The following is a 17844-nucleotide window of genomic DNA, read 5'->3' as shown; positions in this document are numbered from 1 at the left end:
TTTCCCCCCAATTACCCATTACTATGTTTTCAGATGAGATAACAAGTGAACCGCTTGCTAACAACGCGACGATTCGCCCAGCGCATAGAGGTAAGCACAAAATCTTTATTGGGATGGCTCCAGGAGTTGGTAAAACTTACCGAATGCTCGAAGAAGCCCACGCACTCAAACAAGAAGGTATTGATGTTGTTATTGGGTTACTCGAAACTCACGGGCGAAAGGAAACTACACAAAAAGCTGATGGCTTAGAACTAATTCCGCGTAAAGAAGTTGTTCGGGGCGGGTTGACGCTCACAGAAATGGACACAGAGGCAATTTTAGCGCGATCGCCACAACTCGCACTCATCGACGAATTAGCACATACAAATGTCCCTGGTTCTGAACGCGAAAAGCGCTATCAAGATGTGGAAGTTATTCTAGCTGCGGGTATTGACGTTTACTCAACTGTAAATATTCAACACATCGAAAGTCTCAATGACTTGGTAGCAAGAATTACAGGTGTCGTTGTTAGAGAACGCGTGCCGGATCGCTTAATTGAGGAAGCTGATGAAGTTGTCGTTATTGACGTGACTCCAGAAACTTTAGAAGAACGCTTAGTTGAAGGTAAAATTTACGCTCCCGAAAAAATTCATCAAGCACTCGCTAACTTTTTTCAACGCCGCAACTTAATTGCTTTACGCGAACTTGCACTGCGCGAAGTTGCTGATAATGTCGAAGAAGATGCAATCGCACTCACCGCTAATTCCCCAAACAAGCAACTCGCCGGACAAACTTGTAATATTCACGAGCGTGTTTTAGTCTGCGTCTCTACCTATCCCAATTCGTTGCAATTAATACGTCGTGGAGCGCGGCTAGCAGGTTATATGAATGCTCCTTTGTACACTGTTTTTGTGGCGAATCCCGATCGCTTTTTAACTAAAGTGGAAAGTTTACACCTCGAAACTTGCGAACATCTGTGTCAAGAATTTGGCGGGACGTTTATCCGCGTCACAAGTCACAATATCGCACAAGCGATCGCCGATGTTGCTAAACAATACCGAATTACCCAAATTGTCATCGGCGAAAGTCAGCGATCGCGCTGGAAAATTCTCTTGCGTGGTTCTCTGACGCAACAATTAGTACGGTTGCTGAAAAATATTGATATTCATATTATTAGCTCGGAGAAAAACGCTGAGTTTAATGGTGTGGCTCCAGTAAGATAACGATATAGGCAATCGGTAATGGGTAGTCAGAAAAAAGATATTCACCAATTACCACTTACCAGTTACCAATTACCAACCCTTAAGCTATGTTTATTTTTACCCTCTTACTTAGTCGATAAATTAATGCTTGTAATTGGCTTAATCAGCGGTACTTCAGTTGATGGCATTGATGCTGCCTTAGTTGATATTTCTGGTACAGATAGCGATATCAAAGTTGAGTTCTTAGCAGGAGAAACTTATCCTTATCCGACAAAGTTAAGGCAACAGATCCTCGCAGTTTGTGCGGGGGAAGCGCTTTCGATGGCACAATTGGCAGAATTAGACGATGCGATCGCCCAAACTTTTGCCCAAGCAGCACAACACTTGCAAATCAATCACTCTTCCGTAGAACTCATTGGTTCGCACGGTCAAACAGTATATCATCGACCACCCCAAAGAAGGAGCGAGGGGCATGAGGGGCAAGGCAGTGCCTTACCAGCACTAAAGGGGTTTCCTGACATCCTAGGATATAGTCTTCAATTAGGACGTGGTGCTGTCATTGCGGAATTAACTCAAATTCCAACAGTGAGTAACTTTCGTACAGGTGATATTGCTGCTAAAGGTCATGGTGCGCCCTTAGTTCCCCGCGTCGATGCGTATCTTTTGAGCCATCCTCACGAATCGCGTTGTGTACAAAATATTGGCGGAATCGCTAACGTTGCTTATTTACCACCGCGATCGCATCCCGACTGGTTGGAAAAAGTGCGCGGTTGGGATACAGGACCTGGAAATTCGCTGTTAGATTTAGCAGTACAGCATTTTACCAATGGTAGTAGAACTTACGATGCTAACGGTGAGTGGGCATCTAGCGGCAGTCCTTGTCATACATTAGTAGAAAAATGGCTCAGTCAAGATTACTTTCAACTCCCACCACCAAAATCGACAGGAAGAGAACTTTTTGGCTGGGACTATTTACAAGCTTGTCTAGCTGACACGACTGCACTAAATTTAAGCGCTGCTGATACTTTAGCAACTCTTACCGAATTAACTGCTGCCTCAATTGTCCACAGTTACCAAACTTTCTTACCACAGCAAAGCGATCGCGTACTATTATGCGGTGGCGGTAGTCGGAATTTCTACTTAAAACGCCGATTACAAGAATTACTCGCACCACTTCCCGTACAAACGACAGACGAAATCGGGCTAAGTGCCAATTTTAAAGAAGCGATCGCCTTCGCTGTTCTTGCGTACTGGAGAATGCTCAACCTCCCTGGTAACTTACCGCAAGCAACTGGTGCAACGCAACCAGTACTCCTCGGAGAAATGCATTTACCAATATAAAAATAGTAAAGGGTGCAGAGAACACTAGCCCCTATCCACTATCCACTCACTTCTAGCTCGTCATACCAAATCCGAGGTAAATAGCCCATTTAGAAAAGGACAGTTTATCCAGTTTTGAGAGCATGTGGATGAGGTCACCAATAGTCAAGAGTTAAGGCTCGAATTTGAGAGGGCATCTGTGTCAAGAGGAGCGAGGGATACCCCATACGTTTACGTAGGAAATTGAAATATTGACTTATTATGTCTTGTGGCAAGCAATCTCGACATAATTTAATTAAATTTAGGGGGCTTTTGACCGCGGAATGCGGTGTACCGTTCACCAAAAGCGTCAAAATTCCAAAAAAGTCATCAATTATTAGTATTGACAATTTGTTCACATTTTGTGAACAAAAAGGTATATTAGATTATTTATCTTAGCCTTAATTGAATTAAAGCGGCTATTTCTTATGATATTCATGCACGCTATTAATAATAAAAAGCTAAAAGAATTTTATGAAATTCATCCAGACGCAGAGACTCCTTTAGATAACTGGTACAGGATTGCAAAATCAGCCGAATGAAAAAATTTAGCTGAGGTTCGTCAAGTCTTTCCAAGTGCTGATCCTGCTGGCAACTTTACGATTTTTAATATCAAAAGTATCGTGCGATCGCTCCAGTGCAAATTGAATGTAGTCTAGCGGATAAAAATCCATCGATTAAGATTTTTGATCGAGGCGTAGCGCTTGCTCTAAAGCTACTTTTTCTTTTGCTCTACGTGCATAAGGTTGTAATCTCGTTAAACTCCACCCTGTTAAAATACTCAAATCTTCAATACTGATTCCTTTCACTAGCATCTCAACGCACCAAGTCTGCTGCGCTTGCTCAATCACTGGAGGGTTTCCTTGTGGTGTCAATAACCCTTCGGCTAGTTCTTGCCAAAGTGCTTTTATTTCTTGCTCAGTGATTGGCATTCCGTTATCATTAAGAAATAAGGCAGAAGAATTATCTTTACGACTTTTAAGCCATTGTGTCAGTGGATTACGAGTGTAAGAACCGTAGCGCTTGCCCATAATCCATTGATTAACAGGAACTTGTCTTACTGAACCTTGATTAATTTGTAATAAATGTTGATGAGGATCGCTGATTTGATGACTTCGCTCTAAATTAGTAATATCTATTGGAGATAAGCCCGCTGCAAATAAAACATACACAAGCGCATAATCTCGTAGTCCTGATTTTTTAGCTTGTTGCAGAATTGTATGCACTAAATTTGCTGGTAGATCTGCCACATTTTCAGTTGAAGTAATTGCTTCTAAATTTGTAGATACTATGTTTTCTCCTAAAAATAGTTGAACCAAGTCACTCAAAAACGCTTCTCTGTCATGTTCTTCGTCAGATTCAGTTGCCAATTCAATAATCGCGTAGCCTAACAAAATATAGTTAAGTAAGCTGGCAAGCTTTTCAACAGGTAATTGACTGCGTAACTGTTCGCGTTGCATCACAGTTGCTAGATATTCGGCAACATCGTGACTGATTTGATTGATGTATTTGCCAATGATGCGGCGATTTTCTACTGGGTATTGCCGTGCTTCTCCTAAAATAGACAGCACTAATTCGGGAAATTGCGTGATCGCCGTTAAGCGATCGCCCGCGTACCATTTAATCGCTTCTGAAAGACTATGCGTTTGTTGGGCTTGTTGGCGCAATGTTTCACCCAACTCTTGAAACACCGCTGACTCGGAAATAACTGCAAGCAGTAAACCATGCTTATTCCCAAAATGCCGAAATAGCGTTACTTCATTAACTTGGGCTAACTCAGCAACGGCTTTTGTTGTTGTGTCGATAACTCCCTGAGTCGCGAACAACTCAATCGCTGCATTAATTAATCGTTGTCGAGTCGAAGTATTTTGAGTGGGCATACGGGCTAGTGTCAATAAGCGGGAATACTGCATTAGTTATAACTATGCAAGTAATACTTGCATTTTTACAGCATTGTTGTTAAAGTAGAAATGTAAGTAACACTTGCATATTCTTCTAGGGTAATGAGCGATCGCTCGTTACAAACCACAACCAGTGTTGTCGGCACTAGACTAACAAAAATTTAAAGGTAACATTCATGACAACATCAGCTGTCAATGCTGAGAGTAAGCAGCCACTTGCTCTTAGTTGGATTAACGTGGCATTTTTTGGTACAGTTCATGCAGTGGCGATCGCCGCATTTTGGAATTTTTCGTGGTCTGCATTTGGAGTGACTCTATTCCTCCATTGGTTATTTGGCAGTATTGGTATCTGTTTAGGCTACCACAGGCTTTTAAGCCACCGCAGCTTGCAAGTATCGCCTAAGTGGGTGGAATACGCGATTGCAACTTGCGGCGCGTTAGCCATTCAAGGAGGACCAATTTTTTGGGTAGCAAGTCATCGACTGCATCACGCACACACAGAAGATAACGACAAAGATCCTTACTCTTCAGGGCGTGGCTTTTGGTGGAGTCATATGCTATGGATCTTCTATCCCCGCCGAGAGTTTTTTGAATATGGCAACTACAAGCGATTTGCCCCAGAACTTGCCCGCGATCCTTACTACAATTGGTTAGACCGCAATTTTCTCCTCTTACAAATTCCGCTCGGTATCGTATTATATCTTTGCGGCGGATGGTCGTTTGTTCTTTACGGGATTTTTGTGCGATCAGTATTACTTTGGCACACAACTTGGTTAATTAACTCAGCAACGCATTTGCGCGGTTATCAAACCTTTCCAGTCGATGACAACTCGCGAAATCTTTGGTGGGCAGCAATTTTAACCTATGGCGAAGGTTGGCACAACAACCATCATGCTTACCCCAATGTGGCAAAAGCGGGACAGCGCTGGTGGGAAGTTGATATGACTTGGTGGGCAATAAAACTTTTACAAACTGCTGGTTTAGCTAAAAAAGTTGTTATGCCAGTAACTAAAGCTTAAAGCCTAAAATGCCCTAACTTGATAGCCAAGAATTGAAGTTAGGGCATTGTTTTTTGTGCTAGATGACTTCTCAAATCAAGTTTTGGATCAGCCTAGCAATTAAAGTTATGCCAATTCCTTAAAAAAGAGCTACAAATATAGTTTTAATAGTTATATAGCGAGTCTAAGCGAATCGTGAAAAAGCATCGTAGTTGCTGAGATTTGGAAGATTAAAGAGTTTCAAGTCAACAAAAAGCAGAAACAGGCGTTTAATGTTCTGAAAACTTTTTCCAAAACGATAAAATCTTCTAAGCAGAGTTTTCAGTTGTAACCAAATAGCTTCAACTGGATTTTCTTGAGGAGCATAAGGAGCAAATCGAATACAAGTAATTTTCCAATTTTCTGGAGGAACTCCTTGATTTTGTGCAGTGAGAAAATCTTTCATTACTTGTCCTCGATGATAACTAGCTCCATCCCAAATCAAGAAAATTTTAGAAGTTGGATGTTTGGCGATTAATTTTTTGACAAATTCTACTGTTAGTTCTCCATTAGCTGTTAATTCAAGAATCAGAATAAACTCTTGCGTGAAAAGTTCTAACGCGCCATAATATGTTTGCCGTTCTTTGGGATTGAGAATTGGAAGTTTTCGAGGCTCTTTTATCAAATTCCAAATATAGCCAACTAGATCGTGCCTTTAGCTGATGGCATTCATCTATGATATACACAACTACCTCTCCAGCTTCGATTTGGGTCTGATGCTTCTCTAGGATATCGGCAATTTCTCGGTTTTTTTTGAAATTGCTTCTGGGTCCTGACGTGGATTGATTTGTTCTCCTTTTTGCCAAGTAATTCGCGCTTCCTTCAACAGTTGATAATAACTTTGTCGCGATTGAAAAACTACATCATACTGCTCGATTAGATAAATCTCCAAGTCTGAAATATCCCAAGTTTTTTGTTCGACTAGCCACTGAATTACCGCTTGCCTTTCCATTTGAGTTAAGTAACCTTTCCCGCCTTTGTATGAAGATTTTAAAGCAGCTAATCCCCCAGACTCAAAGACTTGTTTCCATTTGCTAATAAATCCGACAGAAACTTCTAAAATTTGGCTAATTTGTCGATACACATAACCTTCCATAGCCAGCTTTACGGCTAAAGCTCTTCTCATCTCTTTTTCATTTGGATGACTTTGAATGAAATCTTTTAAGAGTTGAATTTGTTGTGATTTGGTTAAAGAATTTGAACTCACGCTAATTTTCAGCAACCTCTGACATCTAGAGCTTCATTTTACCTTTTTATCTCCAACCTCTGTTCACAACTTGTTTAGACTCGCTATATCAACCTAAATCCTAGTAAATAAATTCAATTACCAATTACCTATTTTCAGAACGGGATTGAGCCTTAGTATGATTGTCTGGAGTTGTGATTTTTTCGTTGTTCAATCCGCCGACTTCTGCCAAAGTGTAAAGCGGTCTTCCTTTGACTTCTTCGTAAATACGTCCGACGTACTCGCCTAAAATGCCGATACTGACAAGTTGAACAGCGCCGATAAAAAAGATGGCAACGAGAATAATAGCAAAGCCTTCTAAACGCGAACTTGGCACAAAAAGTCGCCAATAGAGTACTAAAAGCGCCATCAAAATTGCAATGATCGCCGCAAGTAATCCAACATAAGTAGACAATCGCAGCGGTACTTTAGAAAAAGAGACTAAGCCGTTGACCGCTAACGCTAAAGATTTTGTGAATGTGTATTTCACTTCTCCCGCAAAGCGCGGATCGCGTTCAAAGCAAATCGCTGTTTGATGAAAACCTACCCATGATCGCAATCCGCGAATGTAGCGATTTCGTTCAGGCATGGCATTGAGTATATCAACTACCTGGCGATCCATCAAACAAAAATCACCCGTATCGGTGGGAATATCCACGTCGGCTAAACGCTTCAGTAGACGATAAAAGAAATAAGCTGTAAACCTTTTGAACCAACTCTCTTGACGGCGTTGCGTGCGTTGCGCGTAGACAACTTGATATCCTTGTCGCCACTTCTCGATCATGTCAGGAATCAATTCGGGCGGATCTTGTAAATCGCCATCGAGTACGATCGCTACTTGTCCGCGTACAAAGTTTAAACCTGCGGTCACCGCAATTTGATGACCAAAGTTACGCGCGAGACTCAGGTAACAAACGCGCGAGTCTTGATCGTGGAGTTCGCGCAAAAGTTGTAACGAGCGATCGCGACTACCATCATTGACTAAGATTAGTTCGACATCCCCATCTAGCCGCTCCATCACTCTATAAAGGCGTTGATACAGGGCTGGAATCGTTTTTTCTTCGTTGAAAATGGGAACGACTATTGAATACTTAGGCAACTTTCTCAATTTGTGAGTGTTGAATGAATATTGTAAAGTCTCTCACAGAAAATCAACGCAATTTTCTGATATATTTGTCTTTAGAGTGGGGACTCTTTAACTTTTTTTCTGGAGCCTAGCAACTTTAGTCGCGGCTTTAAACACAAAGTCTACCTGCGGGGACTAAGAAAATAGTATTCCTGACCCCTTCTTTCACCGCCCCAGCTTATTCGGAATTCCACTACAACCACCAGGAACTGTTGCTCTAGTTTTTTCTCCACCCCAAGCACAGCAATAGTAGCGTGCTGATTCGGACATTCGCTGCACGTTTGTGAAATCCGCATCTTCAATGACAGCGCCGGTGTATTCCCCTGTTTTGTAATTTGGTGGTTCAGTGCGGCTGCGCGGGCTAGCGGTTTCAGCAGCACCGTAGAACAAACGAGTTCCTTTGAAATCTGCACCATTGAACTTAGCATCTGCTAGAATCGTGCGGGCGAAGTTGGCGCGTACTAAGTCACAACCACTCAGATTCACGCGAATGAGATTCGCATCGCTTAAGTCTGTCCACCGTAAATCAGTACCGGATAGATCTGCACCAGCAAGCATGACTCCTAAGTCGATAACGCGCACTCCAAAAACACGGTCTTCGGCATAGCCACCGTCACCATTGAGAATTGCTCTACCTAAACGCGAGTCGCGCTTGAGCGGGGTGAGTAATCTAGAACTAGAGAGAAACCGCAAAATTTTTGCTTTACCATCGCGATCAACGCTACTTAAAATTGCTGCTGTTCGACCTTCGGCTAAGGCTCGTTCTTGCGGCCAATCTTCTAACAATCCTTCATCATCTAATACGAGGTCAGAAATTCCCTGAAAGTAGCTATCAATTGTTTGCTGCTGCGTGATCAAGTTTTGCTGAACAGTAAGCAAGTTCTGTTGAATTGTTAAATCTTTAGAAATAACGTATTGTCGCCACGCGACAAAAACTGCAAGCACCGCAATTAAAATTTGTCCTAACGCCCCAACCCATTCCGCAAGCGTGCCAAAAGCTTCCCAGTTGATCTGGCTACCCCAAACTAGCAGATGGCGATTGATACCAGTCAGTTCGACAATAGCGAACAATGCTGCAATAATTCCTGCTATGGCAACAAATAGCGATCGCTCTTGCGCAGACAACAATTCGCGGATCGCAGCTTGTAACCACGGTAATAGTACGGCTATCGATAGCAATAGGGCTAGCACAACTCCAAACCAAGCAACTAACTCATTACCCCACACAAGCCCAATCATAATAATGGTGATCGCGATGAGCGTAATTCCAGCGGCTTTGAGATCAGGGATGCGGTTTCCCTGCTGTGCGGTTGTCAGACGGTTGACAGTTGCTTCCTGCTGCGATGATTGCATTGAGGCAAGTGCTGCTAATGCCTGTTGTGAGAGTGAACCTTTGGGCGCAAGTTCGATATTTTGCGTGTGATCAGACAATTCGTCGGGCTGCGACTCAACGGCTGGAGGAGGCGAAACTGAATTGGGCTGGGGGGAATCTGGTTCAAGCGACATGATCTTGCGTCACTAAGCTTAAGCACAATAGCTGTTTTATCGTAACTACTGTGCGACACTCTCGGTGATCATTACTTTTGGCAAAAAGAGTGCTAATCGTGATATGTTCTTCTGCCGATAAATCCTTCATAATGAGCAATGTTGATTTAGTTTTGATTTTGAATGTGTTCCATCTAACATGGATTGGCTTACAGAGCGATTAGGTTTTTAGAACAGATTGAGCAAAGATGTGGAGTAGATACTAGTCGTTTAGTCTTGTGTGTCAAGTGTCTTTAGTTAGGTATTATTGTTCATAAGTTTTCTGGTTGGCGACATCGTTATATATACTGATAAATTTTACAAAAGTGTGTTTTATTTATTACATTTTTAACTATAATTAGCGTTAGTTAGCGATGAATTGGTTGTGATCGCAACTTGTGCATAATCTACAGTCAAACGTGAGTAAAAGCTAGGGCTAAAATAGTAGCCCCCAATATAGTGAGCAGTGTAGCTTAAAGTATTAATGGATTAAGAAATAGGTAGATATCGAGTCATTCCTGCTGCAATCAAGTTGATTTTCGTGTGAGGAATCGTGGTGAAACAACAATTATGTAACGGCTTGTGGTTGAGCCTTACCGTAGTGATGACAATATCCCAGCCGGTTGAAGCTGATACCACCCAAAGCAGATTGGTAGACAAGAACACATTTTTGCGACAGCATAATAGCAGTTACGATAGCTCGTTACTCAGTTTAACTCCGACTATCAAACCTGTAGGCAAGACTGCCGCGTCTAGCCTTCAAAAAGAAGTCTCCATGACGGAAATTGTGGCACAAAATAATGTTCCGCCGACAGGCGATCGCAACATCATTGTCCCTACTGTTCCTACTCCGGCGACGCCAGGAACGGCTGCACCTACTGCGCCTGCGGTGCGTCCTCCAGCGCAAACGCCTAATTATCTCAATCCTAGTCCGAATCCACTACAATTTCCTACTCGTCCAGAAGAAGTCCGAATTCAAGGAACTCAACCAATTACACTGCAACAAGCACTGGAACTCGCACAGCGAAACAATCGTCAACTCGAAGTCGCAAGGCTCAATTTAGAGCGGAGTCGCGCAAGTTTACGCGAAGCCCAAGCTGCTTTGCTTCCCAATGCTAGCCTCAATGCAGGGCTAAGTCGCTCTCAGTCGGCGCAACCTAACCAAGGTTTTCCTGAGCAAGAAGTTGGTGCTAGTACAGCTTTTAATGGTACGGCACAATTGAGCTACAACATTTATACATCCGGCGAAAGAAGCTCTCGAATTCGTGCCGCAGAAGAACAAATCCGCTTAAACGAATTGCAGCTAGAGCAAACAGCAGAACAACTGCGCTTAGACGTTTCCAACGACTACTATAATTTGCAAGCAGCTGATGAGTTAGTCCGCATCAATCAATCAGCTGTCACAAACGCACAAGCAAGTTTACGCGATGCCCAAGCTTTAGAACAGGCTGGAGTGGGGACGCGATTTGATGTACTGCGCTCTGAGGTTCAACTTGCCAACGCAACACAAGAATTGACAAACGCTTTGAGCCAACAGCAAAATAGTCGCCGTCAGTTAGCTGCACGGTTGAGTTTAGCACAGTCGGTGAGTCTTGCGGCAGCCGAGCCAGTTCAAATTGCTGGTTTATGGAACTTACCGTTAGAGGATAGTATTGTCCTGGCGTTTCGTAACCGTGCAGAACTGCAACAGCAATTAGCGCAACGTAACATTAGTGAAGCACAGCGACGGATCGCACTATCACAACTTGGACCTCGCGTAGGTGTCTCAATAAATTACAACGTGCTTGACGTTTTTGATGACGGTTCGGGTCTTGCCGATGGGTATTCGTTAGGCGCTAATGTGTCGCTGAACTTGTACGATGGAGGAGCCGCCCGCGCCCGCGCTCGGCAAGAAGAAGCAAATATTGCGATCGCCGAAACAAATTTCGCGGATACGCGTAACCAAGTCCGCTTTGAGGTCGAAGAGGCCTACAATACCTTACAGTCAAACTTAGCCAATATTCAAACAGCTTCGGTTGCCCTAGAACAAGCGAGAGAAGCCCTACGATTAGCACGGCTACGCTTCCAAGCTGGAGTAGGAACGCAAACCGAAGTCATTGACGCAGAAAATGACTTAACAAATGCCGAAGGCAACCGAGTCACCGCGATTTTGGACTATAATCGCGCTTTGGCAAGGCTACAACGGGCAATTAGCTCAGGTCAACCACGTTAGTAGGGGTCAGAGGTTAGAGATCTGGGGAGTTATGAGTATTGAGTTGTATCATCTGCACCAAATAAAAACAACAAATCATTTCTCCTCTGCTTCCCTGCTCACCTACACCTGAAGCTTCCTGATCTCTGACCTCCAACCTCTGATCCCTGATCCCGCTAATTTCCTACCTTAGGAGCCGTTGCATCAACTTTAGACGTGATAAACTTTTCTGGATTTTGTAAAAACGATTGGCAGTTTTTTTCTAACACCACACAAATATTGCTCAAAGTTTCTTGGTAGCGTTCAATATCGCTTTGTTCTAAGAAGAGTTTTGCGGCTTGCTTGAGGTCTGTCAGCGCATTGGAATAACCTTTAGTATCGGTATTGCTACTTTGGGCGATTTCATAGCGGACAATGCCCCGTTTCATATACGCTTCAGCGGCCTGCGAGTCGAGTTGCAAAGCTTGATTAAAGTCGTTGAGCGCTTCTTGATAACCTGGATGCAGCATATTTTTGCTGTTTTGTGCCAGTTTGTGATATGAAATGCCTCTTTTCACGTAGGCTTCGGCATTTGCTGGATTTAGCCGTACAGCTTGGTCAAAGTCAGCGATCGCGGCCAAATAACTTCTATCGACATCTTTACTGTATTTAGCAGTGTCATGACGGACAATACCACGACTTAGATACGCTTTTTCAGCGGCTGGATTGATTTGCAGCGCTTGATCGAAGTCTGCGATCGCCGCTTGGTATTCCTGATTCGGATTGCTACTGTGTTGGGCTATCTCGTAACGCGCATTACCACGATTAACGTAGGCGTTGGCATCATTAGGATTGTAAAGTAGAGCGCGATTAAAGTTTTCAATTGCTCCTTTATAGTCACCGAGTTTGTAGTGAAACTTGCCTTGGTCGTAGTAAGCGATGGAAATTTGATTACCATTGAGTGTTGGTTGTGGTGCCGCAGGCTGTGCTTCGCTGCGATCGGGAAACAGATTAGCAAAGCTTTGTGGGGAAATTCTGAGGTCGTAGGCAATTACCATAATTTCCAGGAACACTAACGCGCCTGTGCCAATCAAGCCCCACATCAAAGGCTTAATTTTCTTCTTACTATTTGCCTTACTCTTTGCTACTAGCTTCGCTGTTGGTGTAGCCGCAGCTGCATTAAAAGCTGATAGCACTTGCTGCTGATAATCTCTTTTTGGTAAGACCGTATGCTTGCGCTTTAGCGGTTGGAGGTGTTGTCCTGCGCGCACAGCTTGTACCGAGGGGAAAGGATCGCGTCCGCCAAGCTTTACCGCGCGATCGCACCAAGGACACGAACTGAGATGGTTGCTGTAACGGTGCTGGTTATTCGTTGCGCAAGTCGTCAGTGCTTGTTCGGCTTCAATTAATGCAGCTTGCCATGCTTGAGTATTCGGTCGCGCTTTAGGATGATGATAACCCTCCTCAAAACAACGCAAGAAAAGTTGCTGTAAAGTGGGATGCAGCAATTCAAAAGGTGGTGCGATCGGTGTTGGTACATAAGGGACACGCTTGGTTTTGCTGTAGACAAAGTGTCCTGCACTAATTCGCGCTGAATACGAAGGAGGATCGCCAATTCCTTGATAAATTCCCGAAAACGGGTGTGTTCCTTCCATTAAAAGTTGAAACAACAGTACCGCTAAGCCGAAAAGGTCGTGTTCTGGTTTACGCTCAAAGTGCGCAAAGTTTTTTCCTTGCAACTCAGGCGGGGTAAATTCTGCCTTACCGACTCCACAACGATAGACATAACCACTTTTTGGGTCTGGGACTTGAAATGAATCAGTGTCTACGAGTGTAATCAAGGCAGTATCACTTACCAAAATATTTGACTCGTTGATATCTCCGATACAATAGCCCCGCGAATGCAACGCCCCCATCGCGGTTACAAGATTTCGCGCTGTACGATGTAGATAAAGATAGTTAAAGAAAGGACACGTTTGGCGGCGAGTTTTTGGGTTATAAAATTCAACAATTGAGTGCATCTTGTGGACGCGAGGCATTAAAAAGCCAACAACGCCGCTGTCTTTGATTAATAAATCGGTGGGCCAAGCAATCGAAATATGCCCTTTTGCTGCCATCGGATTTTCTGGAGGGTTGGCAAGCATTGCCAGCAGCTTTTGCGCGTATGCCTTCGTTGGCTTGTGATAGAGTTTGGCAACAAGTTGGTCATCTTCTGGTAATATAAAAACTCGCGCCTCGCCCCCATGTCCTACAACTAACTTGGGGTCTATAGTAATTTTTTGTTTGTTCGATTGACGTTGCAACCGCATGGCCCAATATTAACTCAATGTTGCTAACAAAAGCGTTAAATCGTCGTCTGTACGTTCAGTAATTTTTGGAGAACGCAAAAAAGCTACCAATTGGTCTTTAGCTTCGGTTTCATCTTTGATCTGAGCGACAAAATGAAACAATGGCGAGAAAAACGGCACATAGGGTTTTCCTTGATTTAATTCTAAAGCTAGCATTTGCAGTCCATCGGATAACAAAGCGATCTTAGCGGTTTTTCCTTGCCAGAGCGTAATTTGTGCGGTATCGAGTGCTTGTGGTGAGACAAGAAAAGTTGTTTCGTTGATGTATTCGCCAAATTGCGGTGCTGTTAAGGCAATCAGATTACCTTGGCGATCGCTAGCAACAGCAACACCATCGCCGATTTGTGCTGCAACGACCAAGTTCGGTGTAGCTACGACAATAATCAAAGTTGTTGCTAATTCGCGGGCTGATAACTGACACGCAACGGCTTCGGCTTCTACGGTTGTTCTTGCTGCGGCGAGGGCATTGTTTAACACGCTACGCCATTCATTGTCATCCGCAGGCAAGGGTGAGGTTGTTAAGCGATCGCACATTGTTTCGACGGCTGTTTGTGCCGCAACAATTGCCCCGACTTTGCCTAAGTTTGCTGAACCAGCACCATCCGCAACCGCAGCAACTAAAATTCCTGTAGGTAACTTTTGCCAATAATGTGCATCTTGGCACAGTTGCCCTACTTTTTCGTGACCCCTACCACACACTGACGCTGCTGCCACACGCCAATGAACTTCTTCAAGTGTCTTATTTTGTTTGAAGAAGTCATTTACATTCATTGCATCTCACTCAATTACTAAATCAATCATTCGGTTAACCAAGGCAATTGACTATTGTACTTAGTATTATTTCAAGAAGTCTTCATTCTTTTTATATTACTCGGCTGGTGTAACTCTAAGCTCTACTTTGCAATGGTTTCGACCTTCTTCATCTTGACTTCACAAATAATTTAATTAACTTCATACAAGTTTATGACTATTGCTCATTAGCATAGTGCGACGCATCGCGTATACAGTGGACTTACAGCAGTGTGCTTTTGTGCCATAATTCCTGCAATAAGTCTAGGATTGTTTGATTAACCGATAGCCAGCCTTGCGCGTCGCTTAGTCTTCCGCCAAAATTCCACAACAATATTTTTCGTCGCTTTTTCTCAAAAATCTACAGCAGGCAATTTGCACCTCACGATTCAGTAGGTTTTGTGCTATCAGTCTGATCGTCATGTATGATCGTGGACTTGCTGTTGATGTTAAACAGCTTACAGTTTCGATAAGTAGCCGTGTAGAGGACACATTGCCATCTTTTTTTGACGAGCAAAGACAAACATTCTCTTGCGTCAAATGATTCATAGACTAAAGGTTGCTAATATAGATGGTTAACCTCATTTTCAGTTCGCCAAAGCCTGGAGATTTCATGTAAAATCCATGTAACTCAATGAACTAATAGTATAGAGGTGAGTCAACATTTTTTACCGCATAGAAAGCCTTTGTTTTTTATTCACCAATTTTTTTATGAGACGGTTAAATGCTCTTAATTGAAAAATAAAGTAGATTGTTCTTCACATCTTATACTGCTTGAAATAAGATTTTAAATTTAAAGTTATTACTTAATAAAATTGTATACTTCATCAAGGTTTCAGTTGTAAATGGCTATTCATGGCACGTTTCAAAAACTACGTCCTTTAAGCTTACTCGCCAATTTATGTAGTAGTTACGATAGCGTCTGTCTAAAAGTAACCAGTAATACAGTTACTTGGTTTATTTATGTGAAACAAGGCAAAATTCTTTATGTTTCGCATACGGTAGATCCTTGTGATCGCCTTGATTGTTATTTGCGACGCTTTAGTTATCATACTGCTACACTCAACAGCGAAATCCGTTCGCAACTGCGCTTAAGGTTTGACAATGCATCAGAATTACATCCCGAATATCAAGCGATTTGTTGGTTAGTTGACAATCAATACCTCAACCAAAATCAAGCCGCAGCTTTGATTGAGTATCTCGTAAAAGAGGTTATCGAATCCTTTCTCTTGATTCAAGAAGGTAGCTACGAACTTGACGAAAAGTATGATGTATTACCAGCCGAATTTTGCCAACTTGATTTGCAATCAATAGTCAAACATTGCCAACCAAGAATCAAATCTTGGCAATCTTTAGCACCTCAACTTTGGTCTCCCTATCAACGTCCTTACTTAAATAATCAACCAAATATAAAAGAACAACTCACCCCAGAAACACAACATAAGCTAAGCTCGATCCTTAAAGGTTTTAGTATTCGTCACTTAGCTGTTTTACTCAATCAAGACGAACTACAGCTAGCACAAAGTTTATACCCTTATATCAAAATGGGGAGTATCATCTTACACGAGCCTCAACCACCTTTTGAGCAACTCCCAAGAACATATAAACCTCCAGTAGAAAGTCAACCTGCCGTTCAACTTGCTAGCCCTGTGAGGGTTGAAAATAAACCTTCAACCACACATAATATCAATAAAAATATTAATAGCGATAATAAACAAACCACTTCGTTAACTAAAGCTACACCTAATAACCAACTACCTGAAATCACGCAGCGGAATAATAAACCAATTGAGAAATTTGTAGTGGCTCCCAGTAAAGCTATTGAAAGATCGGCTAAACCGTTAGAGAAAATTATCACTTCGCACACCAAAAAAGCAGCATACAAAATCGTATGTATTGATGATAGTCAGGCAATGTTACGCGAACTAGATCATTTTTTGGATGACGAAAGTTTTGATGTATTTACAATTAACGATCCTGTCAAAGCACTTATGCAAGTTGTCAGAATCAAGCCAGATTTGATTTTATTAGATATCAAAATGGCTAAAATTGATGGCTATGAGTTGTGTCGCCTTCTCCGCAATCATTCTTTATTTAAGAGTACACCAATTATTATGGTGACAGGAAGTACAGGAATTATTGATAGAGTCAAAGCTAGATTTGTAGGTGCGTCTGGCTATCTCACCAAGCCGTTTACTCAATCAGAATTATTTAAAATAATCTTTCGGCATTTATCTTGAGTCATCTTTAGTATGATTAAATTAATATCAATTATTAAAATTTGAGGAAAATACAAGTGGCTACAGTTTTAGTAGTTGAAGATACTTTGTCAGAATTAGAATTAATAAGTAATTTCCTTCGCGAAAGTGGCTACAGTGTTATTGGTGCTACCAGCGCGAAAGAAGCATTGCATAAAGCTGTAGAACAAAAACCTGATGCAATTGTTACAGATATCGTTATGCCAGGTATGAGTGGCTTTGAATTATGCCGTAAACTAAAAAATAATCCAGCTACAGAGCAATTACCAATTATTATTTGTAGTTCCAAAGATCAAGAGATTGACCGCTTTTGGGGGATGAAACAAGGCGCGGCTGTTTATGTCACAAAGCCTTTTACTCGCGAAGAATTAGTTCGTGCTGTCAAATCAGTCGTTGCTTAAATCTTATGGATATTCCTATTCTGACACCACAACCGCATCAGCCAGAAACCAATGTGGGTAGTTCTTATTTGAGATTTCAGATCAACGCGGATACTCCAGCGCTTCTGGCGACGAAGTATGTGCAAGAAGTCTTAATTGTACCTACTACACGGATAACGCCGATGCCGAATATGCCTGAGTGCATATTAGGATTATTTAATCGCCGCAATCGTATTCTGTGGGCAGTTGATTTAGCACTGATGTTGCTTGCACAACCGATTGATGCGAGTAGTCAACAATACCACATTCTGATTATGCGAGTTGGTGAAACTCCGCTAAGCTTAATTGTACGAGAAATTAAAGGAGTCACTAGAGTTACAGCAAATTTACAACCTTCCGCCGAAGAAAGCAGCGCGCTACTTCCTTACCTCGAAGGATATATTTGGCAACAACAAGAGAAATTGCTGGTGTTAGATGCAAAAGCAATTGCAAATTCTCCCAGTTTACATAACTACTAGTTGTATGGTAGTCGAGCAAATACTGATT

15 protein-coding genes are annotated in these 17844 nt (G+C 42.5%); 7 read left to right on the top strand and 8 right to left on the bottom strand.

The window, feature by feature from the left end; all coding sequences use genetic code 11:
- The first annotated feature begins 23 nt into the window (after positions 1-23).
- Together NIES1031_RS12295 and NIES1031_RS12290 are read left to right on the top strand one after the other, a co-directional pair.
- Positions 24-1202 carry a universal stress protein gene (locus NIES1031_RS12295; RefSeq protein WP_073549675.1) on the top strand — a complete coding sequence of 393 codons (1179 nt, stop codon included), beginning with the start codon at positions 24-26 and terminating at the stop codon, positions 1200-1202.
- A gap of 123 nt (positions 1203-1325) precedes the next feature.
- Entirely contained in the window at positions 1326-2522 is a 1197-nt protein-coding gene (locus NIES1031_RS12290) for an anhydro-N-acetylmuramic acid kinase (RefSeq protein ID WP_073549842.1), read from the top strand.
- Between the two features lie 566 nt (positions 2523-3088).
- Here NIES1031_RS12290 and NIES1031_RS26045 read toward each other — a convergent pair.
- Both NIES1031_RS26045 and NIES1031_RS12280 read right to left on the bottom strand, forming a co-directional pair.
- Positions 3089-3214, bottom strand: a complete 126-nt coding sequence (locus NIES1031_RS26045; protein WP_269086011.1) for a hypothetical protein — start codon at positions 3212-3214, stop codon at positions 3089-3091.
- A 3-nt stretch (positions 3215-3217) separates the two neighbouring features.
- On the bottom strand, positions 3218-4453 hold the full coding sequence (locus NIES1031_RS12280; protein WP_178378123.1) for a TetR family transcriptional regulator: 1236 nt from the start codon (positions 4451-4453) through the stop codon (positions 3218-3220).
- 164 nt (positions 4454-4617) lie between these two features.
- Between NIES1031_RS12280 and NIES1031_RS12275 the strand changes: the two genes are divergently transcribed.
- Positions 4618-5460: an acyl-CoA desaturase gene (locus NIES1031_RS12275; RefSeq protein WP_073549674.1), complete on the top strand. Its 843-nt coding sequence runs from the start codon at positions 4618-4620 to the stop codon at positions 5458-5460.
- A gap of 163 nt (positions 5461-5623) precedes the next feature.
- Here the strand turns inward: NIES1031_RS12275 and NIES1031_RS26040 are convergent, their stop codons facing one another.
- From NIES1031_RS26040 to NIES1031_RS12255, 4 genes are all read right to left on the bottom strand, one after another.
- On the bottom strand, positions 5624-6103 hold the full coding sequence (locus tag NIES1031_RS26040; RefSeq protein ID WP_407919498.1) for a transposase: 480 nt from the start codon (positions 6101-6103) through the stop codon (positions 5624-5626).
- A 99-nt stretch (positions 6104-6202) separates the two neighbouring features.
- Positions 6203-6685: a helix-turn-helix domain-containing protein gene (locus NIES1031_RS26035; protein ID WP_269086010.1), complete on the bottom strand. Its 483-nt coding sequence runs from the start codon at positions 6683-6685 to the stop codon at positions 6203-6205.
- 124 nt (positions 6686-6809) lie between these two features.
- Positions 6810-7802, bottom strand: a complete 993-nt coding sequence (locus NIES1031_RS12260) for a glycosyltransferase family 2 protein (RefSeq protein ID WP_073549673.1) — start codon at positions 7800-7802, stop codon at positions 6810-6812.
- 192 nt (positions 7803-7994) lie between these two features.
- Positions 7995-9335 (bottom strand): pentapeptide repeat-containing protein, encoded by a 1341-nt coding sequence (locus tag NIES1031_RS12255; protein WP_073549671.1) that lies wholly within the window; start codon positions 9333-9335, stop codon positions 7995-7997.
- Positions 9336-9909: 574 nt separating this feature from the next.
- Between NIES1031_RS12255 and NIES1031_RS12250 the strand changes: the two genes are divergently transcribed.
- On the top strand, positions 9910-11565 hold the full coding sequence (locus tag NIES1031_RS12250; RefSeq protein ID WP_073549670.1) for a TolC family protein: 1656 nt from the start codon (positions 9910-9912) through the stop codon (positions 11563-11565).
- Positions 11566-11720: 155 nt separating this feature from the next.
- Here NIES1031_RS12250 and NIES1031_RS12245 read toward each other — a convergent pair whose 3' ends face one another.
- Together NIES1031_RS12245 and NIES1031_RS12240 are read right to left on the bottom strand one after the other, a co-directional pair.
- Positions 11721-13832: a tetratricopeptide repeat protein gene (locus NIES1031_RS12245; protein WP_073549668.1), complete on the bottom strand. Its 2112-nt coding sequence runs from the start codon at positions 13830-13832 to the stop codon at positions 11721-11723.
- 9 nt (positions 13833-13841) lie between these two features.
- On the bottom strand, positions 13842-14642 hold the full coding sequence (locus tag NIES1031_RS12240; protein ID WP_073549667.1) for a PP2C family serine/threonine-protein phosphatase: 801 nt from the start codon (positions 14640-14642) through the stop codon (positions 13842-13844).
- A gap of 863 nt (positions 14643-15505) precedes the next feature.
- On the opposite strand from NIES1031_RS12240, the gene NIES1031_RS12235 reads away from it, so the two are divergent.
- The 3 genes from NIES1031_RS12235 to NIES1031_RS12225 are packed head-to-tail and all read left to right on the top strand — an operon-like array spanning position 15506 to position 17816.
- Entirely contained in the window at positions 15506-16900 is a 1395-nt protein-coding gene (locus NIES1031_RS12235) for a response regulator (RefSeq protein WP_073549666.1), read from the top strand.
- A gap of 56 nt (positions 16901-16956) precedes the next feature.
- The gene (locus NIES1031_RS12230) at positions 16957-17319 is read left to right on the top strand and encodes a response regulator transcription factor (protein WP_073549664.1); all 363 of its coding nucleotides are present in this window, start codon (positions 16957-16959) and stop codon (positions 17317-17319) included.
- Positions 17320-17324: 5 nt separating this feature from the next.
- Positions 17325-17816 (top strand): chemotaxis protein CheW, encoded by a 492-nt coding sequence (locus NIES1031_RS12225; protein ID WP_073549663.1) that lies wholly within the window; start codon positions 17325-17327, stop codon positions 17814-17816.
- Positions 17817-17844 lie beyond the last annotated feature (28 nt).

The sequence above is a fragment of the Chroogloeocystis siderophila 5.2 s.c.1 genome (assembly GCF_001904655.1).
GTDB classification, from domain to species: Bacteria; Cyanobacteriota; Cyanobacteriia; order Cyanobacteriales; family Chroococcidiopsidaceae; genus Chroogloeocystis; species Chroogloeocystis siderophila.
The sequence above is the reverse complement of the archived record's forward strand: the minus strand, read 5'-3'. Positions and strand labels throughout refer to the sequence as shown.